The sequence below is a fragment of the Streptomyces sp. CA-179760 genome, assembly GCF_050937045.1.
GTDB lineage: Bacteria > Actinomycetota > Actinomycetes > Streptomycetales > Streptomycetaceae > Streptomyces.
On record NZ_JBNJLZ010000001.1, the window covers coordinates 2,577,094 to 2,600,296 of the forward strand.

The following is a 23,203-nucleotide window of genomic DNA, read 5'->3' on the forward strand; positions in this document are numbered from 1 at the left end:
CCCTCCAAGGGTCCCGAAGCACCCGTCGTGGCCGAGACCGACCGTCAGGTGCCCGCGCCGAGTTCGCGAACCGCCTCCGCGAACGCGTCACCGCGCTTGTTGTAGTTGGTGAACATGTCCATCGAGGCGCAGGCCGGGGCCAGCAGCACCGTGTCGCCGGGCTGTGCGAGCCGCCGCGCCTCCTGGACGGCCTGGAGCATCGCCCCAGTGTCGGTCCGGTCGAGGTCGACGACGGGTACTTCCGGGGCGTGTCGCGCGAGGGCTTCCCGGATGAGCGCGCGGTCCGCGCCGATCAGCACGGCCCCGCGCAGCCGCTGCGCCGACTCGGCGACCAGTTCGTCGAAGACGGCGCCCTTGGCGAGTCCGCCCGCGATCCACACGATCGGCTCGTACGCCGCCAACGAGGCTTGAGCCGCATGCGTGTTGGTGGCCTTGGAGTCGTCGACGTACGCGACGCCGTCCACGTCGGCCACGTGAGCGATGCGGTGGGCGTCCGGGGTAAAGGCCCGCAGACCGTCCCGTACGGCCTTGGCGGGCACGCCGTAGGCCCGGGCGAGGGCTGCCGCCGCGAGCGCGTTGGCGATGTTGTGCGGGGCAGGCGGGTTCACGTCGGCGACCTCGGCGAGCTCCTGGGCGTTCTTCTGCCGGTTCTCGACGAAGGCGCGGTCGACCAGGATGCCCTCCACGACACCGAGTTGGGAGGGCCCGGGCGTGCCCAGGGTGAAGCCGATGGCGCGGCAGCCCTCCTCGACGTCGGCCTCGCGGACCAGGTCCTCGGTCGCCTTGTCGGCCACGTTGTAGACGCAGGCGACCTGATTTCCCTCGTAGATACGGCCCTTGTCGGCGGCGTACGCCTCCATGGAGCCGTGCCAGTCGAGGTGGTCGGGGGCGAGGTTCAGCACGACGGCCGAGTGGGCGCGCAGCGACGGCGCCCAGTGCAGCTGGTAGCTGGACAGCTCCACGGCCAGCACGTCGTAGCGCTCCTCGCCGAGCACCGCGTCCAGGAGCGAGACGCCGATGTTGCCGACGGCGGCGGTGCGCAGGCCCGCCGCCTCCAGGATCGAGGCGAGCATCTGGACGGTCGTGGTCTTGCCGTTGGTGCCCGTGACGGCGAGCCAGGGAGCGGCGTCGGGGCCGCGCAGGCGCCAGGCCAGTTCGACATCGCCCCAGACCGGGACGCCCGCCCGCTCCGCCGCCGCGAACAGCGGCTTGTCCGGCTTCCAGCCGGGCGCGGTGACGATCAGTTCGGAGCCCTCGGGCAACGTGTCGCCGTCGCCGAGGCGCACGGTGACGCCGAGCGCCTCCAGCTCGGCCGCCTGCGCCCGGGCGCGCTCGTCCGCGCCGTCGTTGACGACCGTGACGATCGCGCCGAGGCCGTGCAGCACCTTGGCCGCCGGGACGCCGGAGACGCCGAGCCCGGCGACGGTGACGTGCTTGCCCTGGAAGTCGAAAGGCTCCGAGGAGGTCACTTGTCCGCTGCCCATCCTGCGTAGAAGAGGCCGAGTCCGACGATCACGCAAATGCCCTGGATGATCCAGAAGCGGACCACAATGAGCACTTCGGACCAGCCTTTGAGTTCGAAGTGGTGCTGGAGTGGCGCCATCCGGAAGACGCGTTTCCCGGTCAGACGGAAGGAACCGACCTGGATCACCACGGACATGGTGATCAGGACGAACAGGCCACCGAGGATGGCGATCAGCAGCTCGGTGCGGGAACAGATCGCGAGACCGGCGAGCACACCGCCGAGTGCGAGCGAACCGGTGTCACCCATGAAGACCTTGGCCGGCGAGGTGTTCCACCACAGGAAACCGAGGCAGGCGCCCATCAGCGCCGAGGAGACCACGGCGAGGTCGAGGGGGTCGCGCACCTCGTAGCAGGCGCCCGGGTTGGTCAGGGTCTGCGCGTTGGCGCAGGACTCCTGGAACTGCCAGACGCCGATGAAGGTGTAGGCGCCGAAGACCAGCACCGAGGCGCCGGTGGCCAGACCGTCCAGACCGTCGGTCAGGTTCACGCCGTTCGACATCGCGAGAATCATGAACAGCGCCCAGACCACGAACAGCACGGGTCCGATCGTCCAGCCGAAGTCCGTGATGAACGACAGCTTCGTGGACGCCGGGGTGTTGCCGCGGTTGTCCGCGAACTGGAGCGACAGCACCGCGAAGGCGATACCGACGGTCAGCTGACCGGCCATCTTCGCCTTGGCCCGCAGACCCAGCGAACGACGCTTGACGATCTTGATGTAGTCGTCGAGGAAGCCGACCAGGCCCATGCCGACCATCAGGCCGAGCACCAGCAGACCCGAGAAGGTCGGCGCCGCGTCGGCCTCCGGGTCCAGATAGCCCGTGATCACCTTCGCCAGGAAGTACGCGGCGACCGTCGCCAGGATGAAGGCGATACCGCCCATGGTCGGCGTACCGCGCTTGCTGGCGTGCTCGCGCGGGCCGTCGTCGCGGATGTACTGGCCGTAGCCCTTGCGCGCGAGGAGCTTGATCAGCAGCGGGGTGCCGATCAGCGTGAGAAAGAGGCCAATGACTCCTGCGAACAGGATCTGCTTCATCATCGGGCGGAAACCTCACCCTCGGCACCGGACTCGACGAGCGCCTGCGCCACGCTCTCGAGGCCGACCGAACGGGACGCCTTCACGAGTACGACGTCCCCCGGGCGCAACTCGCTGCGCAACAGGTCGACCGCCGCCTGTGCGTCGGACACGTGCACCGACTCCTCACCCCACGAACCCTCGTTATATGCGCCCAGTTGCAGCCAGGCGGCTTCCCTGCCACCGACCGCGACGAGCTTGCTGACGTTGAGCCGGACGGCGAGCCGCCCGACCGCGTCGTGCTCGGCGAGAGCCTCGTCCCCCAGCTCGGCCATCTTGCCGAGCACCGCCCAGGTCCGCCGCCCCTTGCCCATCGCCGCGAGCGCGCGCAGAGCGGCTCGCATGGACTCGGGGTTCGCGTTGTAGGCGTCGTTGACGATCGTCACGCCGTCCGGGCGCTCGGTGACCTCCATCCGCCAGCGGGAGAGGGAGCCCGCCTCGGAGAGCGCCACGGCGATCTCGTCTGCGGACATGCCCAGTTCGTGGGCGACGGCGGCCGCGGCGAGCGCGTTCGACACGTGGTGCTCACCGTACAGGCGCATGGTCACGTCACTTGCACCGGAGGGTGTGCGAAGCCTGAACGAGGGCTGTCCGCTGTCCGTGAGTCGCACGTTCTCGGCGCGTACGTCCGCTTCGCCGGACTCTCCGAAAAAGATCACCTTCGCCTTCGTACGGGCGGCCATGGCCCGCACGTAGGGGTCGTCCGCGTTGAGGACGGCGGTTCCGTTCTCCGGGAGTGCCTCGACGAGTTCGCCCTTCGCCTGGGCGATCTGCTCACGGCCGCCGAACTCGCCGATGTGGGCGCTGCCGACGTTGAGGACGAGGCCGACCTTCGGGGGCGTCAGACCGGCGAGGTAGCTGATGTGCCCGATACCCCGGGCGCCCATCTCCAGGACGAGGAACCTGGTCTCCTCGGTCGCGCTGAGCGCGGTCAGCGGCAGCCCGATCTCGTTGTTGAGGGAGCCGGGCGTGAACACCGTCGGCGCCTTGCGCTGGAGCACCTGCGCGATGAGGTCCTTGGTGCTGGTCTTGCCGGCCGAGCCGGTGAGGGCCACGAGGGTGGCACCGAGACGTCGTACGACGTGCCGCGCGAGGGCGCCGAGGGCGCTCTGGACGTCGTCCACGACGATGGCGGGCACACCGACGGGCTTGGTGCCGAGCACGGCCGCCGCTCCCGCCTCGACGACCGCCGCCGCGTAGTCGTGTCCGTCCACGCGCTCGCCGGCGAAGGCGGCGAACAGGCTGCCCGGCACCGCCTCGCGGGAGTCACGGACGACCGGGCCGGTGACCTGGACGGACGGATCCGGTATGTCGTGCGTCTGCCCGCCGACGACTTCTGCGATCTCGGCGAGGGAGAGGGCGATCACAAGTTCATCCCCTGGGTCTTCTGGATTTTCATCCCTGGGTCTTCTGGACGGCTTCGCGAAGTACCTGGCGGTCGTCGAAGGGACGGACCACCCCGGCGATGTCCTGGCCCTGCTCGTGGCCCTTGCCCGCGACCAGCACGGTGTCGCCGGGCTCGGCCCGGGCGACGGCGGCGGCGATCGCGGCGGCCCGGTCCTCGAAGACCTGCACCTCGCCGCGCTCGAACGCGGGCACCGAGGCGGCGCCCTGGAGCATCGTGGCGAGGATCGCGAGGGGATCCTCGGAGCGGGGATTGTCGGAGGTCAGTACGGCGGTGTCGGCGAGCCGGGCCGCCGCGGCCCCCATGGGCTCGCGCTTGGACTTGTCCCGGTCGCCGCCGCAGCCGAGGACGATGTGCAGCTTGCCCTCGGTGACCTTGCGGAGCGCTTTGAGGACCGATTCGACCGCGTCCGTCTTGTGGGCGTAGTCGACGACCGCGAGGTAGGGCTGCCCGGCGTCCACGCGCTCCAGCCGGCCCGGCACGCCGGGTACGGCGGCGACACCGTCGGCGGCGGACTGCGGGTCGAGGCCGGCGACGGCCAGGGCGACGATCGCGGCGAGGGTGTTGGCCACGTTGAAGGGGCCCGGCAGCGGCGACTTGGCGCTGATCCGCTCGCCCTTGGGGCCGATCACGGTGAACGTCGAGTCCAGCTGGCCGACCTCGACGTCCTCGGCACGCCAGTCGGCGTCGGGGTGGCCCTCGGCGGAGTAGGTGACGACCGGGACGGTGGCTTCGTTCGCCAGCCTGCGGCCGTACTCGTCGTCGACGTTGACCACGCCGAGTTTGCCGCGTTCCGGCGTGAACAGCTGCGCCTTGGCCTGGAAGTAGTCCTCCATGCCGGAGTGGAACTCCATGTGCTCCGGGCTGAGGTTGGTGAAGACGCCGATGTCGAAGACACAGCCGTCGACCCGGCCGAGGACCAGGGCGTGGCTGGAGACCTCCATGGCGACGGCGTCGACGCCGCGTTCGCGCATGACGGCGAACAGGGCCTGGAGGTCGGTGGCCTCGGGGGTGGTGCGCTCGGACTTGATGCGCTCGTCGCCGATGCGCATCTCGACCGTGCCGATCAGGCCGGTGGACCTGACGGACTTCAGGCCGCCCTCGACGAGGTAGGCGGTGGTGGTCTTGCCGGAGGTGCCGGTGATGCCGATCTGGAGCAGGTCCCGGCCGGGGTGCCCGTAGATCGTCGCGGCCAGCTCGCCCATCCGCCCGCGGGGGTCGTCGAGGACGAGGACCGGCAGCCCGGACGCCGCGGCGCGCTCCGCGCCGGTCGGGTCGGTCAGCACGGCGGCGGCGCCGAGACCGGCGGCCTGCGTGACGAAGTCGGCGCCGTGCAGCCGGGCCCCCGGGAGGGCGGCGTACAGGTCGCCGGGGCGCACGGCGCGGGAGTCGTGGGTGATGCCCGTGACCTCGGCGGAACTCTCCGGCGTTGGAACACCCAGCTGATCGGCGAGTTCCGCGAGGGGTGTGGCGGAGACCTGCACCGGCCTGGGCGGCCCGGGGTATGTCACGGGATGGCCCTTCTGGGTGATTTGGGACTGATCAGCGTGTGGCACGGCGGTGAGCGTACCGGGCGTACCCGCCTCCGGGCGAAGTGAGGGGGCGGCGGCGCTCTGGTTCCCGGGGTCGGGAGTGATCGTTGTCACGGGGCGGTCCTGGTGGCTCGGTGGTGCTCGGTGCTGATCAGGGCTCGGGGTTCGGTTGGGGGCCTGTCGGGGGTTCCGTTCCGGAGGGCGAGGGGTTCAGTTCTGGAAGGAGACGGGCAGCTTCGCGGCCTTGGCGCCGGTCGGCGGGACCTGGAGGGACTTCAGTGCGAACTCCATGACGCGCTTGTAGACGGGGCCGCAGATCTGGCCGCCGAAGTAGCTGCCCTGGGTGGCGTTCTGGATGGCGCAGTAGACGGTGACGCGGGGCTTGTCGGCGGGCGCGAAGCCGGCGAAGGACGAGGTGTAGCCGTGGTACTTGCCGGTGGCCGGATCCACGCGGTTGGCCGTGCCCGTCTTGCCCGCGACGCGGTAGCCGGGGATGCGCGCCTTGGTGCCGGTGCCCTCCTCGTCGTCCACGACGGACTCCAGCATCTGGGCGAGGGTCTTCGCCGTCTTGGCGCTGACGACCCTGGTCTTCTTGGGCTCGGGGGCCGGGGTGAAGCGCCCCTCGGGGCCCTTGGTGCCGCGGACGAGTGTGGGGTCGACGCGGACGCCGCCGTTGGCGATGGTCGAGTACACGGACGCCGCCTGCATGGCGTTGATGGAGACGCCCTGGCCGAAAGGAATCGTGTACTGCTGCGAGGTCGACCACTTGTCGGGCGGGGCGAGGATGCCCTTGGTCTCGCCGGGGAAGCCGAGGCCGGTGTAGCTGCCGAGGCCGAACTTGCGCAGGTAGTCGTAGAGGACCTTGTTGGACTGGGCCTGGGTCCTGCCGAGCTGGCCGGTGGCGAGGATGGTGCCGATGTTGCTCGACTTGGCGAGGACGCCGTTGAGCGTCAGGTACCAGGTCGGGTGGTCGATGTCGTCCTTGAAGAGCCGGTCGCCGCGGTGCAGCCGGTTGGGCACGACGACGTGGGTCATCGGGGTGGCGGTGTTCTCCTGGAGGACGGCGGCCATCGACATGACCTTGGCGGTGGAGCCGGGCTCGAAGGCGTCCTGGACGGCCGCGTTGCCGAGCGCGGCAGAGTCGGCGTCCGACAGGTCGTTGGGGTCGAAGCCGGGTGAGTTGGCCATGGCCAGAATCTGGCCGGTGCGGGTGTCCTGGACGATGACGTAGCCGCGGTCGGCCGCGGACTCCTTCACCTGGTCGGTGATGGCCTTCTGGGCGGCCCACTGGATGTCGCGGTCGATGGTGAGCTCGACGTCGCTGCCGGGCACGGCGGGTGTCTCGGTGGAACCCACGGTGGGGACGAGACGGCCGCCGGACTGGGCGTAGCGGATCTTGCCGTCCTTGCCGGCCAGTTCCTTGTCCAGCTGGAGTTCGATGCCGCCGCCGGGCTTGCCCTCGCCGTTGACCCAGCCCAGTATCCCGGCGGCGAGGTCGCCGTTGGGGTACACGCGCTTGCTGGTGCCGACGGAGAAGACGCCCGCGAGGACGTTGTGCACGGACTTGTCCGTCTCCTCCTTCTTGGCGAGCGCGGACTTCAGATCCTTGATCTGCTTCCAGACCTGCGGGGTCTGCCGGGAGGCCAGCTTCGCGTAACGCAGGTTCTTGTTCTTCGGCCGCAGCTTCTCGACCAGGGCTTCCTGGTCCTGGCCGAGGATCGGCGCGAGGAGCGCGGCGGCCTGCTCGGGCCCGTCACCGATCTTCAGGTGGTCCGGGGCGAACATCGTGGGGTCGGCCGTGATGTCGTAGGCGTCCTCACTGGTCGCCAGGGCCACACCGGACCGGTCGGTGATCTCGCCCCGGTCCGCGGCCAGCACCTGCCCGACGTAGCGGTTCTGCTCTGCCTTGGCCGCGTACGTACTCGCGTCGACGGCCTGCACCTGGAACAGCCGCACGACGAAGGCGATCATCACCAGCGTCAGCGCGAGCCCGACCAGCCGCAGCCGGGGCCGCGGGCTGCCCAGCCGCAACGGCCGGGGCGTCCCCGGCCGGACCTGAGCCGGCCGCCGAGCCGGACGAGCACCGGGCCCGGGACGCCGCCGGGCATCGGGCCGAGCGGGGCCGGGCACTCGGCGGCGCGGGGGTTCCCTGTCGGACACTTCCGTCACCTGCCGGGGGTCGGGGCGGGGCCGTTGGGCATGGCCTCGGGGGCGAGGACCAGGGGGATGTGCGCGGCGCTCTGCCAGGCGCCGGGGGCGGCGCTGGGGACGCCCTTGACGGTGCCGTCGCGCTCGAGGAAGGCGGGGTCGCCGCCGGGCACCATGCCGAGTTCGCGGGCGCGGCGCTGGAGGGCCTCGGGGGCGGAGTAGGCGTCGATGTCCCGCTGGAGGGCCTGTTCCTCGTCGGTGAGGCTCTTGGTCTCGCGCTGGAGGTCGTCGAGCTTGAACGCGCCTTCGCTGAGGGCCGAGTTCAACACCAGGAGGCCGATGAGACCGCCGCCGAGGAGCAGGACCACGAGGAGCACGAACGGCATGCGGGCCGCCCGCGCGGTGCCGGCCGGGAAGAGCCGCGCGAGACGGGCCGCCCTCCCCTTCAGTTCGGGTTTACTGCTCACTCACGCTCCCTCGGGTCCGGAACACCCGGCCGCCCTGCACGTGGCTCACTCGATGTCCTCTCTGATGCGCTGCGCCCCGCGCAGCCGCGCAGGTGCCGCCCGCCGGTTCTCGGCGATCTCCTCTTCCGTGGGGAGTTCGGCACCGCGGGTGAGCAGCTTGAGCCGCGGCTGGTAACGCTCGGGCACGACGGGCAGTCCGGGCGGCGCGGTGGTGGCGGCGCCCGCCGCGAACACCTGCTTGACCAGCCGGTCCTCCAGCGAGTGGTACGACAGCACCGCGATCCGCCCACCAACGTCGAGCGCCTTCACGGCGGACGGGATCGCCCGCTCGAGGACGGAGAGCTCGCCGTTGACCTCGATGCGCAGGGCCTGGAAGGTGCGCTTGGCCGGGTTGCCGCCGGTGCGCTTGGCGGCCTGCGGCAGGGCGTCCCGGATCAGCTCGACCAGCCGGGCGCTGTTGCTGAACGGCTCCTTCTCGCGCTCGCGCACGACCGCGGACACGATCCGCTTGGCCTGCTTCTCCTCGCCGTACGCCCGGAGGATACGCACGAGTTCGCCGGGCGGGTACGTGTTGAGGACCTCGGCGGCACTGGCGCCGGTCGTCTGGTCCATCCGCATGTCGAGCGGTGCGTCCTGGGCGTAGGCGAAGCCGCGGTCGGCCTCGTCGAGCTGCATGGAGGAGACGCCGAGGTCGAACAGGACGCCCTGCACGCGCGCGATGCCGAGCCTGTCCAGCACCTCGGGCAGTTCGTCGTACACCGCGTGGACGAGGGTGGCGCGCTCCCCGTGGGACGCGAGGCGCTCACCCGACAGACGCAGGGCCTCCTTGTCGCGGTCGAGGGCGACGAGCCGGGCCCCGGGGAACCGCTCGAGAAGCGCCTCGCTGTGGCCGCCGAGGCCGAGGGTGCAGTCGACGACCACCGGGTCCGGGCCCTCCAGGGCGGGTGCCAGCAGGTCCAGGCACCGCTGGAGCATCACCGGGACGTGTCGACTCTGGCTCAAGGGGGCCTCTCAGATCCGGCGCGGGGCCCACGCACCGCCGGGTCCCCGCCCGCTGCTGAAGGGGAGGCCTGCCGGCGCCGGAAGCGTCAGCCGACCGGGAGCGGGAGGAGGCCGAGCCGTACGTACGCGCCGCGCACGCGGGGAGATCGCCGGGCGTCGCCGGGTCTCCGGGGAAATCAGTCCAGCGGGGAGAGTCTCGCCTCCCGCTTCGCGTCACTTTAGTCCACCGCGTCTCGCGGTCAATCAACCGGCCTGCGCGTCGCGACCGGCAGGCGCACCACCCTTGTGGGTTACCTCACTACAAGGCCCGATGGCGTTCTTTGTCCTCTCTCACAGCGGGCCCGGAACAGTCGTGACCAGTACCGTCATGGATATGACGACTTCTGCATCAGTTCCCACGGGTTCGGAGAGCGCCATAGCCGGCCGCGGCACGGTCACCGACCGAATCGTCGACGCCAACACCCGGTACGCCGCCGACTTCGGCCACGCCGGGATGGCCGCCGCGCCCGCCCTGCACGTGGCGGTCGTGGCCTGCATGGACGCCCGCCTCGACCCGCTCGCCACGCTCGGCCTCGAACTCGGCGACTGCCACACCATCCGCAACGCCGGCGGCGTCGTCACCGACGACGTGATCCGCTCCCTCGCCATCAGCCAGCGCAAGCTGGGGACGCGCAGCGTCGTCCTCGTCCACCACACCGGCTGCGGCATGGAGACCCTCACCGAGGACTTCCGGGGCGAGCTGGAGGCCGAGGTCGGCCAGCGCCCGGCCTGGGCGGTGGAGTCCTTCCAGGACGTCGACCAGGACGTACGGCAGTCGATGCGGCGCGTGCGCACCTCGCCGTTCCTGCCGCACACCGACGACGTCCGCGGATTCGTCTACGACGTCGGAACGGGCCTGCTGCGGGAGATCGACCCCGCCTCCTGACCTGGTCACCCACCCCTGGTCACCACCCCGGAGCCGGCCTGCCGCAGCTGTCGGAATCCTGTCAGTCACGCGTTCGAAAGGGTCGCAAGGCCGACATATCGCGGCCAGTTATCCACAGTCGAGTGACACGAATCGGTAACGGCAGCAAGAATGCGGGAGTGACGTCACGCTGAGCGTTTCACGCGTGGTGTCCGTGGTTCGGGGTGGGCCGTCGCGCGTCATGCGGCGTCGGCCCGGGAAAATGGGGTATCCCGTGCTTCCTGGGAGCAGGGGAAAGGCCGAGGAGGGCCGGGTGACGACCTATGACGATCGAGCGAGCCTCACTGATCTGACCGCTGTGGTGGAGCGGGTGCGGGAGTCGGTGGAAGGCGTGATCGAGGGCAAGCCCGAGGTCGTACGGCTCTCGCTGACCGTACTGCTGGCCGAGGGACACCTGCTGATCGAGGACGTCCCGGGAGTCGGCAAGACGATGCTCGCCAAGGCACTGGCGCGGTCCATCGACTGCTCGGTGCGGCGCATCCAGTTCACGCCCGACCTGCTGCCGTCGGACATCACCGGTGTGTCCATCTGGGACCAGCAGCGCCGTGACTTCGAGTTCAAGCCGGGCGCGATCTTCGCGCAGGTCGTGATCGGCGACGAGATCAACCGCGCCTCGCCCAAGACGCAGTCCGCGCTCCTGGAGTCGATGGAGGAGCGCCAGGTCACCATCGACGGCAGCAGCTACGAACTGCCGAGCCCGTTCATGGTGGTGGCGACGCAGAACCCGGTCGAGATGGAGGGCACCTACCCGCTTCCGGAGGCCCAGCGCGACCGTTTCATGGCCCGGGTCTCGGTGGGATACCCCAGCGCGGAGGCCGAGCTGCAGATGCTGGACGTGCACGGCGGCGTCTCGCCGCTGGAGGACCTCCAGCCCGTGGCCCACGCGCACGAGATCCTCAAGCTGGTCGAGGCGGTGCGCGGCGTGCACGTCGCCGAGCCGGTCCGGCGCTACGTGGTGGACCTGGTCGCCGCCACGCGCACGCACCCCGACCTCAGACTGGGCGCCTCACCGCGCGCGACGCTGCACCTGCTGCGCGCGGCGAAGGCGTCCGCGGCCCTCAGCGGCCGGGAGTACGCGCTGCCGGACGACGTGCAGGCCCTGGCCGTCGCCGTCCTGGCCCACCGCCTGCTGCCCACCGCCCAGGCCCAGCTCAACCGCCGCACCGCCGAGCAGGTCGTCGAGGAGATCCTGCAGCGCACGCCGGTGCCTGCGGCGCCGCAGCAGAGCGGCTTCGGCGGCCTGGGCCGCGGGGTGCCGTCGTATCCCCAGCAGCCGCCGCGGAGGCTGTGATGACCACCGCGGGGACGGGGCACGCGGAGGCCGACCAGGACGAGAAGAGCGGCATCCGCACCGCCCTGGCCGGTCTGACCACCCGCGGACGCTCCTTCCTGGCCGCCGGCGTCGCGGCCGCCGTCTGCAGCTACGTGCTCGGGCAGAGCGACCTGCTGCGCGTGGGCCTGCTGCTGGCGGTGCTGCCGCTGGTGTGCGCGACGGTCCTGTACCGCACGCGCTACCGGGTCGCCGGCAGCCGCCGGCTCTCCCCCGCGCGCGTGCCCGCCGGCAGCGAGGCCCGGGTCCACCTGCGGATGGACAACGTCTCGCGGCTGCCCACGGGCCTGCTGATGCTCCAGGACCGGGTGCCGTACGTGCTCGGCCCCCGCCCGCGCTTCGTGCTGGACCGGGTGGAGGCGGGCGGCCGGCGCGAGGTGTCCTACCGGGTGCGCTCCGACCTGCGCGGCCGCTACCCGCTGGGCCCGCTCCAGCTCCGCCTGACCGACCCGTTCGGCATGTGCGAGCTGACCCGCTCCTTCTCGACGTACGACAACCTGACGGTGATCCCGCGTGTGGAGCCGCTGGCGCCGGTGCGCTTCAGCGGTGAGGCGAAGGGGTACGGCGACGGGCGGCAGCGTTCGCTCGCGCTGGCCGGCGAGGACGACGTGATCCCGCGCGGATACCGCTACGGCGACGATCTGCGCCGTGTGCACTGGCGCTCCACAGCCCGCTACGGCGAGTTGATGGTGCGCCGCGAGGAGCAGCCGCAGCGCGCCCGCTGCACCGTGCTGCTCGACACCCGGGGCATCGCGTTCCAGGGCGCGGGTCCGGACGCGGCCTTCGAGTGGGCCGTGGCGGGCGCCGCGTCCGTGCTGGTGCACATGCTCGAACGGGGCTTCTCCGTACGGCTGTTGACCGACACCGGCAGCGCGGTGCCCGGCGAGGGCGGCGACGGCTTCGCGGGCGCGAGCCAGGGATCGGCGGACGCGGCCGGGCTGATGATGGACACCCTCGCGGTGATCGACCACTCCGACGGCGCGGGCCTATCCCGGGCCTACGACGTGCTGCGCGGTGGGAACGAGGGGCTGCTGGTGGCCTTCCTCGGCGATCTCGACGAGGAGCAGGCGGCCGTGGTGGCCAGGATGCGCCAGCGCAGTGGAGGCGCGGTCGCCTTCGTGCTGGACAGCGAGAACTGGATGCGGGAACCGAGTGACGTGCCCGGTCCGTTGGACGGGAGCGGGGAGCGGCTGCGCATGCTGCGCGAGGCGGGCTGGACGACTCTGGGCGTGCCCCGGGGGGCCTTGCTGGACGACCTGTGGCGACAGGCGGACCGGGAGCGCAGGGGCGTGGCCGCGGCCGGCGGCGGGGAGGGACCGTGATGAGCGGGCGGATACGACTGACGCTGGGCGCGTGGGCGGCCACGCTGATGGCCGCGTGCGCCCTGCTGCCCCTGGTCAAGCCGGCCACGTGGATCGTGCAGGCGGCCTTCCTGCTGGGCGTGCAGGCAGGCGTGGGTGCCGCGGCCCGCAGGGTGCCGCTGGCCCGGCCGCTGACGGTCGCGGCGCAGGCCGTGGTCACGGTGTTCCTGCTGACGTTCGTGTTCGCCCGGGAACAGGCCCTCGCCGGGCTGATCCCGGGGCCGGAGGCCCTCGACCGCTTCGCGATCCTGCTCCGGCAGGGCGGGGACGACATCGCGCGGTACGCGATCCCGGCCCCCCTGGAGTCCGACGGTATACGGCTGATGCTCATCGGCGGGGTCCTGATCATCGGGCTGCTGGTGGACACCCTCGCGGTGACCTTCCGCAGCGCCGCACCGGCCGGGCTGCCGCTGCTCGCGCTGTACTCCGTGGCCGCGGGGCTGTCCGACGGGGGCACGGACTGGCTGTGGTTCCTGGTCGCGGCGGCCGGCTATCTGATGCTGCTCCTGGCCGAGGGGCGGGACCGCCTCTCTCAGTGGGGGCGGGTCTTCGGCGGGGCCTCGCGCACGGCCGGAGGAGAGCAGAGCGGCGCGGTCGCCCCGGTCCGCACCGGCCGGCGCATCGGCGTGGTCGCGCTGGGGATCGCCCTGGTGGTGCCGCTCGGTCTGCCCGCGATGAACGGCGGCCTGCTGGACTCGGTGGGGGCCGGTTCCGGCTCCGGCGCGGGCGGCGGGGGCACGATCTCCGCCGTGAACCCGCTGGTGTCGCTGCGGGACAGCCTGAACGCGGACGAGGACCAGCAGGTCCTGTCAGTGAAGACCAAGATGCCGGACGTCTCGGACCTGTATCTGCGGATCGTGTCCCTGGACGACTTCGACGGCACCACCTGGAAGCCGTCCCGGCGCTCCATCACCGCCCTCCCCGACGGCACGTTCCCGACCCCGGCCGGCCTCGGTCCGGATGTGAAGCGCACGGAGTTCGACACCACGATCTCCGCGGCCGACTGGTACGCCCAGGACTGGCTGCCGATGCCGTACCCGCCGAGCGGGGTGAACATCCGGGGCAACTGGCGTTACGAGCCCCAGGGCATGACCCTGGTCGGTGACCACGGCCAGAACACCCGGGGCCTGACGTACCAGGTAAAGAGCCTGGACGTGCAGCCGACGGCGGAGCAGCTGGCCTCGGCGCCGAAGCCGCCGGCGTCCATCGAGCGCGATTTCACGAAGCTGCCCGACTCACTGCCGTCGGTGGTGGCGAGCACGGCCCGCAAGGTCACCGAGGGCGCGGCCGACCCGTACGACCAGGCGGTCAAACTGCAGGACTGGTTCGCCGTGACCGGCGGCTTCGAGTACGACACCCAGGTGCAGGTCGGCAGCGGCTCGCAGGCGATCGCCCGCTTCCTGAAGGACAAGCAGGGCTTCTGCGTGCACTTCTCCTTCGCGATGGCGGCGATGGCCCGCTCCCTGGACATACCGGCCCGGGTCGCGGTGGGCTTCGCGCCCGGCTCCCCGCAGGCGGACGGCTCGGTGTCGGTGGGGCTGCGGGACGCGCACGCCTGGCCCGAGCTGTACTTCGAGGGCGTGGGCTGGACCCGCTTCGAGCCGACTCCGAACCGCGGCTCGATGCCGTCGTACACGCTGCCGGACGACCCGGGCAGCTCGGTGCCGGACCCCGCGCGCCCGTCCGAGACGTCGTCCGCCGCGCCCTCCGCGGCGCCCTCCTCCAGCGAGAGCTGCACGCCCGAGCAGAAGAAGCTGGACGGCGGGTGCGCGAGCGAGTCGCCGCAGGCGGCGCTGCCCACGGACGACGGCGGCCCGAAGTGGTACGCGATCCTGGCCTGGGCCCTGGCGGGCCTCGCCGCTCTGGCGCTCCCCCTGGCCCCGATGCTGTGGCGTCTGCGGACACGCACGGTCCGGCTGGGGGCGCACGGCCGCGGCGAGGCGGACGCGGCACCGACCACTCTGGCCGTCTGGCAGGAGCTGACAGACACCGCGTGGGACTTCGGCATCACGCCTGACGAGTCGCAGACCCCGCGCAAGGCGGCCGCCCGCATCGTCGCACTGGGTGGGCTCGACGCGACGGCCGCGGCCTCGGTGCACCGGGTGGCGAACGCGGTGGAGCAGGTCCTGTACGCGCCCCGGCCCCGCCCGACGGCGGGCATCGCGGACGACGTCCGCCGGGCGTCGGCGGGTCTGAGCGCCGCGGTCGGCAGGGGCGCCAGGCTCCGCGCCGTCCTCGCGCCGCGCTCCACGGTGCGCGTGGTGTGGACGGCGTCGGCCTGGTGGTCGGGGACGCGGGACCGCGTCCTGGCGATGCGGCCGACGTGGCGGAAGGCCTCGGGGCAGCAGGGCTGAAGCCCGCCGAACCCCAGCGGCGCCGGCGTCGACGGCATGCGTCAGGGGGTGACCACCGCGTCGGTGGTCACCCCCTGATTCACGTGTCTTCGCGTGGTCCCGGAGAGCTGGGCTCCGGGACCAGTGGAAACTAGTGGCCGCCCTGTTCGTCGCGGCGCTTCTGCCAGCGCTGCTCGATGCGGTCCATCATGGAGCGCTTTTGCCGGCCGCCCTGGCGGCGGGCTTGCGGTCCGGCGGCGCCTGCCGCCTGTTCGCCCGGCTTGGGGGCCTTGCGCCAGCCGGTCACGGCGAGCACCGCACAGCCCAGCATGACGAGGAAGCCCACGACGCTGAGCCAGACCTGCTTGGCGACCATACCGGCCATGAGGAGCGCAATACCTACGAGGAAGCCGGCGACCGCCTGGTAGACCCGTCGCCGGGTGTACGTACGCAGCCCGCTTCCCTCGAGCGCCGTCGCGAACTTGGGATCTTCGGCGTACAGCGCTCGCTCCATCTGCTCGAGCATGCGCTGCTCGTGCTCCGAGAGCGGCACGGAGTCCTCCTCATCGTGCAGTCGCCGGGGGCGACCCGGGGGGTCTCTTCAGGATAGGCAGGGAATCGCCCCCGTGAAACCCGCCCCTCTGCGCCAACTAGCCAACCGGAACCCGCCATGGACATCCCGGCTCGCTGAGGCTTCCATTCCCCGGCGGCCGACCCGTCATGCCGGAACGGTCTCCCTCGATCATACGGCGCCAAGCCCCCATTCGGGGGGCCTGTGGCGTACTCCATGCACAGTCAAGGCGCTGATCAGGGGTGGTACCTCACGAAGCAGCTCAGGCCTCGGCTGCCCCATCGGTCTCGTCTGCCCCACCGATGTCAGCGGTCCCACCGGTCTCACCGGTCTCACCCAGTACATGCAGCTGCGTGGCCACCGAGTGGAAGGCCGACAGCTCGGCCGCTGCCTCCTCCAGCTTCAGCAGCGCTTCCAGGGCTCCGGGCTCGGTGTCCACGAGGACGCCGGGCACGAGGTCGGCGAAGACCCGCACCCCGTGCACGGCGCCGACCCGCAGGCCCGCACTCTCGACGAGCCCCGTGAGCTGCTCGGCGGTGAAGCGGCGGGGCACGGGGTCACCCGTGCCCCATCGGCCGTTCGGGTCGTCGAGCGCCTGCCTGGCCTCCTTGAAGTGCCCGGCGAGGGCGCGGGCGAGCACGGCACCCCCGAGACCGGCGGCGAGCAGGCTGAGGACACCCTCAGGGCGCAGGGCGGCCACCGCGTTGCGGACGCCCTCGGCGGGGTCGTCCACGTATTCCAGGACGCCGTGGCACAGCACCACGTCGTAGCCGCCGCGCTCGGCCACGTCGAAGAGGCCGTGCGCGTCGCCCTGCACGCCCTTCACCCGGTCCGCGACACCGGCCTCGGCGGCACGCCGCTCCAGGGCGAACAACGCGTTGGGGCTGGGGTCGACGACGGTGACCCGGTGCCCGAGGCGGGCGGCGGGCACCGCGAAGTTGCCGCTGCCGCCTCCGGTGTCGAGGACGTCCAGCGACTCCCGGCCCGTGGCCTTGACCCGGCGTTCCAGGGCGTCCTGGAGGACCTCCCAGACCACGGCCGTACGCAGTGAGGCGCGCGACCGGGAAGGGCCTGAGCGCGGCGACGCCGGTTGAGCGTGGTGAGGGGAGGCGGGTGGGCGCATCGGGTCCGACACGGCAGTTGACTCCTCGGCGCGGCACCGCCTCTTGCACGGCGGAGCGAACGGGGCGTCTCCCCCGGCCCCGGCTACGGGGAGGGAAGACTTCAGGCGTCTCCCACCCTATTGCCTCGGACACGGCGGCCCGCATGAGCGGTCCCGCCCTGGGCCCGAGCGGTGCCCCCGGGCGGATCCGGGACGCCGGCCCCGGTCAGCGGCCCCGGTCAGCCGGCGTCCGGCATGTCCCTCCCCGCCCCGGGGTCCTCCGGCCGGTCCTGGTCCGGGCGCGGCTGCGGGAGGACCGGCTGGAGGACGAGCATGCGCTCGACGAGGCGGAGGAACATCGCCACGTCCCGTATCAGGTCGTCGGCGTCCCGGGCGCTCGCCGCGCCCTGGATGCCTGCCTCGGCGCGGGCCCGGCGCCGGGCGCCTGCGGCGAACAGCGCGCTCCACTCGGTCAGTTCGGGCGCGATCTCGGGGAGCACTTCCCAGGCGCTCCGGATCTTGGTCCGGGCCCGGGTCGAGGTCTCGGGCCTCCCCCGGGCGGCGAGGACGGCGGCGGCGGTGCGGAGGGCGGCGAGATGGGCCGTCGCGTAGCGCTCGTTCGGTGTGTCCAAGGCGGTGGCCTCGTCGAGACCGGAGCGGGCCTGGGCGAGCAGGTCGAGGGCGGCGGGCGGGGCCGTGGCCCGGCGCAGCACGGGGTGTACGTCGCTCGCCGGGCCGGTCAGTGAGGGGGCAAGGCCGGTGGCGCGGCGCCGGCGGGCGGCTGCTGCGTGGTAGCTGGCCATGACGAACCTCCTGTCGTCGTGTGACGGCGGCTCCTCCCACGGAGTGCCGTATGTGACCCATCGTGAGGTATGGCACTGACAATCCGTTCTGACCTGCGGTTTTGCTTCGATCGTTGGTTCGGAGTAGTTTTTGCACTGACCAGTCAGTTCAATTTCATGCTCACATGCAGGGGAGCCCCGTGGGGGAACAAACGGGAACGGGAGGGGTGCGGGTCGCCGCCGAGAACCTTGGGATCAAGGGGCCGCGCGGGTGGGCGTTCCGTGGGATGTCCGTCGACGCCGAGCCGGGAGCACTGATCGCGGTCGAGGGCCCGTCCGGGTCCGGCCGTACGTGCCTGCTGCTCGCGCTGACGGGCCGGATGAGGATCACGGAGGGCACGGCGGCCGTCGGCGACGCCGCCCTTCCCAAGCGGATGCCGGCGGTGCGCCGCGTCAGCGCCCTGGCCCATGTGCCCGGGGTCACCGACCTCGACCCGGCGCTCACCGTCGGCGAGCATCTGCGCGAACGGGCCCTGCTCCACAGGCGGTTCGGCGACTCGCTGCGCAAGCTGCTGCGGCCCCGCGGCGAGCGGGCGGCCGAGGCGCGGCTGCGTGTCGACACCGCACTGACCGCGGCCGGACTGGACCTGGAGGCGCTGCCCAAGGGTCCCCGTACCGCCGTACGCGATCTGGAACGCCTGGAGGCGCTGCGGCTGTCGGTCGCCCTCGCCCTCGTGGCCCGGCCGCGGCTGCTCGGGGTCGACGACGCCGACCTCAAGCTCTCGGACGGCGAGCGGGACGAGGCCTGGGCCCTGCTCAGGTCGCTGGCCGACGCCGGGACGACGGTCGTGGCGGTGTGCAGCGAGGCCCCCGAGGGCGCCGTCAAGGTGTCCACCCGGCAGAACACCCCTCAGGGCAACCATCAGAGCGAGGACAAGGAGAAGGCCGATGCGCTCGCCGAGACTGGCCGCGCTTGAGCTCCGCCGCTTCGGCAGGGGGAAGCTGCCGCGCGCCGCACTGGTCGCGCTGCTGGTGCTGCCGTTGCTGTACGGCGCGCTGTACCTGTGGTCGTTCTGGGACCCGTACGGCCGGCTGGACCGTGTCCCCGTGGCGCTCGTGAACGACGACAAGGGGGCGACCGCCGACGGGAAGAAGGTCACGGCGGGCGACGACATCACGGAGAAGCTGCGCGACAGCAAGACCTTCGACTGGCGCGAGGTGAGCGCCACCGAGGCCCGCAGGGGCGTCGAGGACGGCACCTACTACCTGTCGCTCACCGTGCCCGGCGACTTCAGCGAGCGGGTCGCCTCCAGCTCCGGCAACTCCCCGGAGACCGGGGCCCTCCAGGTACGCACCAACGACGCGAACAACTACATCGTCGGGCAGATCTCCCGGACGGTGTTCAGCGAGGTGCGCCAGGCCGCGTCCACGAAGACGTCGCGGTCCTTCCTGGACAAGATCTTCGTGTCGTTCTCCGACATCCACGGCGAGACCGTGAAGGCGGCGAAGGGCGCCGACAAGCTCAAGGGCGGCATCGGGAAGGCCGAGAAGGGCTCCAAGGACCTCGCCGACGGCCTGAAGGACGCCAAGGACGGCAGCGGAAAGCTGTCCACGGGCCTGAAGAGGCTCGACAAGGGCGCGGGCGACGTGGCGGACGGCACGAAGCAGGTCGCGGAAGGCACGCGGAGGCTCGCCGACAAGGTCAACACGAACGCCGCCAAGGTGAGCCCCTTCCTGAAGGGCAACGAGAAGACCATCGGCGACACGGCCCAGTTCGTGGCCGACTCCTCCGGCGCGATCCGCAAGCACCTGGACACCCTGGCGGAACGGGCCCCGGCCGCCGCCAAGGACGCCCGTACGGCGTCGGACACGCTGAACGGCACCTACGCGAGGCGCTGCGACGACCCCGTGCTGCCCGACGCCGCCTGCGCCGATCTCAAGAAGGCCAAGGACGCGGCCGCCGACGTGGCCACCATCGCCGACGACCTCGACACGCTGATCGCGGACCAGAACGGCGATCTGACCGAGCTCGACAAGCACCTCGCCACCCTCCAGAAGCAGTCCCAGGCCCTCGCCGACCGCGCGCCGCACCTCTCCGAGGACCTCGACGACGCCGTCAAGAAGATCAACAAGCTGAACGACGGGGCGGCCGAGGTGGCCGCGGGAGCGAAGAAGCTGCACAAGGGGATCGGCACGGCCAAGACCGGTGCCAACGACCTGGACAAGGGCGTCGGCGATCTGAAGACCGGCGCGGACGACCTCAACGGCGGCATGTACAAGCTCGTCGGCGGCTCCGGGAAGCTCGCCGGCGGACTGCACGACGGGGCCGGGCAGATCCCCGACTACGACAAGCCGGACCGCGACCGGCGCACCGAGGTCATGGCCGACCCCGTGCGGCTCGCCTCCCAGGACCTGCACAAGGCGCCCAACTACGGCACCGGCTTCGCCCCGTACTTCATCCCGCTGTCGCTGTGGGTGGGCGCGATGGTGGCGTACATGCTGATCGCGCCGATGAACCGGCGCGCGCTCGCCGCGGGCGCCTCGGCGTGGCGGATCGCGCTGTCCGGCTGGCTGCCGGTGGTGGCGATCGGGGTGCTCCAGACGGTGGCCCTGATGTCGGTGCTGCACTGGGCGGTCGGCCTGGAGATGGCGCGGGCGGCCGGGACGGTGGGCTTCCTGTTCCTGGTGACGGCGTGCTTCGCGGCGATCGTGCAGTGGCTGAACGCGCGCTTCGGGGCGGCGGGCCGGATCCTCGTACTCGCCGTGCTGATGCTCCAGCTGACGTCGGCGGGCGGCACGTACCCCGTGCAGACCAGCCCCGGCTTCTTCAACGCGCTCCACCCCTTCCTGCCGATGAGCTACGTCGTGGAGGCTCTCAGGAGGCTCATCACGGGCGGCGGTATGGAACCGGTGTGGCACGCGTGCGTGGTGCTGACGGCGTTCACCGCCGGTGCCCTCGCGCTGACCGCCGTGGCGGCCCGGCGCCGCCAGGTGTGGACGCTGGACCGGCTGCACCCGGAGCTGAGCCTGTGAGCCCTTCCGTCACGTCTCCCGGAGAGGTTCCTGTGACAATCAGGGCCATGGAAAGCAGCAGTGCAACGTCGGGCGGCAGCACGCGCCGCGAGGCCACCCGGCAGAAGCTCTACGAGGCGGCCGTCACGCTCATCGCCGAGCAGGGCTTCTCCGCCACGACCGTGGACGAGATCGCCGAGCGTGCCGGAGTCGCGAAGGGCACGGTCTACTACAACTTCGCGAGCAAGTCCGTCCTCTTCGAGGAACTGCTGCGGCACGGTGTGGGCCTCCTCACCGCCTCCCTCCGGGAAGCGGCCGAGCGGACCGCCCGGGAGGGCGGCACCAAGGTCGACGCGCTGGACGCGATGATCCGCGCGGGTCTGGTCTTCATCGACCGCTATCCGGCCTTCACCCAGCTGTACGTGGCCGAGCTGTGGCGCACCAACCGGACCTGGCAGTCCACGCTGATGGTGGTCAGGCAGCAGGCCGTCGCGGTCGTGGAGGACGTCCTGCGCGAGGGCGTCGCGGGCGGCGAGTTCAGCGAGGAGATCGACGTCCCACTGACGGCGTCCGCGCTGGTCGGCATGGTCCTGGTGGCCGCGCTCGACTGGAAGTCCTTCCAGGCGGAGCGCTCCCTGGACGATGTGCACGCGGCCCTGTCCCGGCTGCTCCAGGGGAGGGTGAGCGGCTGCGGCTGAGGAGGCACCGGGCGCGGACGTGAAGGCGCCGGTCCGCTGTGGCCGCGTCCCCCGCGGGCCACCTCGCACCGGCGCCTTCCCTGCTCCCCCGTTTCCTGCTCCCCCGTGCGTCCCCCGCAGGACCCCCGTTCGGTCGTCCCCCGGTTCTCCCCCGTGTCTCGCTCCCGCCGACAGGGCCGGCGGAAGGAGCGGATCGCGGGCCGGCCCCGTTCCGGCGCCCCGTGTCGCCGGTGCCGGAGCCGTGCCCCTTTCCGTGTCTCCACTCTCTCGTCCCCGACGGCCCTGCCCCATCCGCGCGCGTACTCAACTCCCCGGCTAGGTACGGGTACTCAGCCCTGCGCACACGGCACCAGGAGGCGCTGTCAGTGGGGCCCGATAGAGTCCTTCACATGGCACGGATTGCGGTGATCGGCGCCGGGATGGGCGCGCTGACGGCTGCCGCCCGGCTGGCCGTCGCGGGCCACCGGGTGGTGGTGTACGAGCGGACGGACACGTACGGCGGAGCGCTGCGCCGCTTCGAGCGTGACGGGTTCTCCTTCGACACGGGCCCCGGCCTGCTCCCGCTGCCGGCCGTCTATCGCGATCTGTTCGTCAAGACCGGCAAGGAGCCGCTGGAGGCGTGCGTCGAGCTGGTCCAGGTCGACCCCTCGTCCCGGCACGTGTTCGCGGACGGCACCCGGGTGTCGCTGCCGAACGCCTCGCGCGCGGGCGTCGTCACCGCCCTGGACGAGGGCCTCGGCCCGGGCGCCGGGAACCGGTGGGGCGACTTCCTGGTCCGGGCCCGCGAGGCCTGGGACCGGACCCGCCGCCCGCTCCTGGAGGAGCCGCTGTGGCCGAACTGGCAGGTGCTGGCCGAGCGCGAGCCCTACGCCGCGGTCCCCCACAAGCGGCTGCTGCGCACCCGCCGGGCCGGCACGCTCGCCGAGATCGGCGCCTGGGAGCTGCGCGACCCCCGGCTCACCGCACTCCTGGAGAGCCATGCCCTCACCCAGGGCCTTGACCCCCGGATCACCCCGGCGAGCGCGGCCGTACTGCCTTACATGGAGCACGCCTTCGGCGTCTGGTACGTGCGCGGAGGCCTGCGCGAGCTGGCACGGGCGGTGTTCGAGCGGTGCGTGGCCAGAAAGGTCGAATTCCGCTTCGGCGCCGATGTGACCGGGGTGCTGGAGAAGGACGGTCGGGTGTCGGGAGTGGAACTCGCCGACGGGACGGTCGCGGAGGCGGACTTCGTCGTCGCCGGTGTAGCGCCCGGCACGCTGGAGGGGATGACGGCCGGGACCGTGGTGCGGGCCGACGGTGAGGTGCCGCCGCAGCCCGCGTCGGCCAGTCGGCTCACGGTGCTGCTGGGCCTGCGCGGCGCCCGCCCCGAGGGCACGGCACACCGCACGGTGGTGCACGCGGCGGATCGGGAGGCCGAGTTGGACGCACTGTTCGGCCCGGCTCCGTCGCACGCGCGGCCCACGGTCACGATCCTGCGGCCCGACGACCCGGCGCTGGTCCCGGACCGGGACCACGAGGCGGTCACGCTCACGACGGTGGTGCCCGCCCGGCCCGACGAACCCCACGAGCCCTACGACGACCTCGCCGACACCGTGATCAGCGCCGCCGAACGCGCCATACCCGACCTGCGCGACCGTCTCCTGTGGCACGAGGTGCGCACCCCGGCCGACATCGCCGAGGAGACCGGCGCGGAGGGTGGTGCGGTGCCGGTGCAGGCACTGGCGGCGGCCGACGGGCGGCTGCTGCATCCGTCCAACAGCACGCGCGTGCCCGGCCTGTTCAGCGTCGGCGGCTGGGCGCACCCCGGCGGCGGACTGCCGCATGCGGGCATGTCGGGCGCGCTGGTCGCGGGACTGATCGTGGAGGGGCCGGGGTTCCGGGGCTCCCAGTAGCCCACCGC

The 23,203-nt window shown here is 72.0% G+C and carries 18 protein-coding genes; 8 read left to right on the forward strand and 10 right to left on the reverse strand.

Annotated elements, in window-relative coordinates; translation table 11 throughout:
- Positions 1-44: 44 nt before the first annotated feature.
- From murD to rsmH, 7 genes are all read right to left on the reverse strand, one after another.
- The gene (gene murD, locus ACQEV8_RS11540; protein WP_432959516.1) at positions 45-1,484 is read right to left on the reverse strand and encodes a UDP-N-acetylmuramoyl-L-alanine--D-glutamate ligase; all 1,440 of its coding nucleotides are present in this window, start codon (positions 1,482-1,484) and stop codon (positions 45-47) included.
- A complete protein-coding gene (mraY, locus tag ACQEV8_RS11545) occupies positions 1,466-2,557 on the reverse strand; it encodes a phospho-N-acetylmuramoyl-pentapeptide-transferase (RefSeq protein ID WP_382499195.1) in 1,092 nt (363 codons plus the stop codon). The genes murD and mraY overlap by 19 nt, the downstream gene beginning before the upstream one ends.
- Complete coding sequence (locus tag ACQEV8_RS11550; protein ID WP_432959517.1) at positions 2,557-3,963, reverse strand: UDP-N-acetylmuramoyl-tripeptide--D-alanyl-D-alanine ligase; 1,407 nt, start codon at positions 3,961-3,963, stop codon at positions 2,557-2,559. The genes mraY and ACQEV8_RS11550 overlap by 1 nt, the downstream gene beginning before the upstream one ends.
- Before the next feature lie 28 nt (positions 3,964-3,991).
- Positions 3,992-5,512: a UDP-N-acetylmuramoyl-L-alanyl-D-glutamate--2,6-diaminopimelate ligase gene (locus tag ACQEV8_RS11555; protein ID WP_432959518.1), complete on the reverse strand. Its 1,521-nt coding sequence runs from the start codon at positions 5,510-5,512 to the stop codon at positions 3,992-3,994.
- A gap of 231 nt (positions 5,513-5,743) precedes the next feature.
- Positions 5,744-7,693 carry a peptidoglycan D,D-transpeptidase FtsI family protein gene (locus ACQEV8_RS11560; RefSeq protein WP_432959519.1) on the reverse strand — a complete coding sequence of 650 codons (1,950 nt, stop codon included), beginning with the start codon at positions 7,691-7,693 and terminating at the stop codon, positions 5,744-5,746.
- Positions 7,694-7,698: 5 nt separating this feature from the next.
- A complete protein-coding gene (locus tag ACQEV8_RS11565; protein WP_432959520.1) occupies positions 7,699-8,148 on the reverse strand; it encodes a septum formation initiator family protein in 450 nt (149 codons plus the stop codon).
- 45 nt (positions 8,149-8,193) lie between these two features.
- Complete coding sequence (gene rsmH / locus ACQEV8_RS11570) at positions 8,194-9,150, reverse strand: 16S rRNA (cytosine(1402)-N(4))-methyltransferase RsmH (protein ID WP_432959522.1); 957 nt, start codon at positions 9,148-9,150, stop codon at positions 8,194-8,196.
- A 310-nt stretch (positions 9,151-9,460) separates the two neighbouring features.
- On the opposite strand from rsmH, the gene ACQEV8_RS11575 reads away from it, so the two are divergent.
- From ACQEV8_RS11575 to ACQEV8_RS11590, 4 genes are all read left to right on the forward strand, one after another.
- Positions 9,461-10,075, forward strand: a complete 615-nt coding sequence (locus ACQEV8_RS11575; RefSeq protein WP_432959523.1) for a beta-class carbonic anhydrase — start codon at positions 9,461-9,463, stop codon at positions 10,073-10,075.
- 292 nt (positions 10,076-10,367) lie between these two features.
- Positions 10,368-11,405 (forward strand): AAA family ATPase, encoded by a 1,038-nt coding sequence (locus ACQEV8_RS11580; protein WP_432959525.1) that lies wholly within the window; start codon positions 10,368-10,370, stop codon positions 11,403-11,405.
- Positions 11,405-12,766: a DUF58 domain-containing protein gene (locus tag ACQEV8_RS11585; protein WP_432959527.1), complete on the forward strand. Its 1,362-nt coding sequence runs from the start codon at positions 11,405-11,407 to the stop codon at positions 12,764-12,766. Before ACQEV8_RS11580 ends, ACQEV8_RS11585 begins: the two co-directional genes overlap by 1 nt.
- Entirely contained in the window at positions 12,766-15,159 is a 2,394-nt protein-coding gene (locus ACQEV8_RS11590) for a transglutaminase TgpA family protein (protein ID WP_432959528.1), read from the forward strand. Before ACQEV8_RS11585 ends, ACQEV8_RS11590 begins: the two co-directional genes overlap by 1 nt.
- A gap of 130 nt (positions 15,160-15,289) precedes the next feature.
- Here the strand turns inward: ACQEV8_RS11590 and ACQEV8_RS11595 are convergent, their stop codons facing one another.
- From ACQEV8_RS11595 to ACQEV8_RS11605, 3 genes are all read right to left on the reverse strand, one after another.
- Entirely contained in the window at positions 15,290-15,691 is a 402-nt protein-coding gene (locus ACQEV8_RS11595) for a DUF3040 domain-containing protein (RefSeq protein ID WP_184596525.1), read from the reverse strand.
- Positions 15,692-15,971: 280 nt separating this feature from the next.
- Positions 15,972-16,844 (reverse strand): methyltransferase, encoded by an 873-nt coding sequence (locus tag ACQEV8_RS11600; protein WP_432959530.1) that lies wholly within the window; start codon positions 16,842-16,844, stop codon positions 15,972-15,974.
- Positions 16,845-17,050: 206 nt separating this feature from the next.
- A complete protein-coding gene (locus tag ACQEV8_RS11605) occupies positions 17,051-17,614 on the reverse strand; it encodes an SAV_6107 family HEPN domain-containing protein (RefSeq protein ID WP_432959531.1) in 564 nt (187 codons plus the stop codon).
- 164 nt (positions 17,615-17,778) lie between these two features.
- On the opposite strand from ACQEV8_RS11605, the gene ACQEV8_RS11610 reads away from it, so the two are divergent.
- The 4 genes from ACQEV8_RS11610 (at position 17,779) to ACQEV8_RS11625 (ending at position 23,195) form a co-directional block, all read left to right on the forward strand.
- Positions 17,779-18,570, forward strand: coding sequence for an ATP-binding cassette domain-containing protein (locus tag ACQEV8_RS11610; RefSeq protein WP_432959533.1), 792 nt, complete (start codon positions 17,779-17,781; stop codon positions 18,568-18,570).
- Entirely contained in the window at positions 18,542-20,626 is a 2,085-nt protein-coding gene (locus ACQEV8_RS11615) for a YhgE/Pip family protein (RefSeq protein ID WP_432959534.1), read from the forward strand. Before ACQEV8_RS11610 ends, ACQEV8_RS11615 begins: the two co-directional genes overlap by 29 nt.
- A 47-nt stretch (positions 20,627-20,673) precedes the next feature.
- Positions 20,674-21,303: a TetR/AcrR family transcriptional regulator gene (locus ACQEV8_RS11620; RefSeq protein ID WP_432959536.1), complete on the forward strand. Its 630-nt coding sequence runs from the start codon at positions 20,674-20,676 to the stop codon at positions 21,301-21,303.
- Between the two features lie 389 nt (positions 21,304-21,692).
- The gene (locus tag ACQEV8_RS11625) at positions 21,693-23,195 is read left to right on the forward strand and encodes a phytoene desaturase family protein (RefSeq protein WP_432959538.1); all 1,503 of its coding nucleotides are present in this window, start codon (positions 21,693-21,695) and stop codon (positions 23,193-23,195) included.
- Positions 23,196-23,203: the final 8 nt, after the last annotated feature.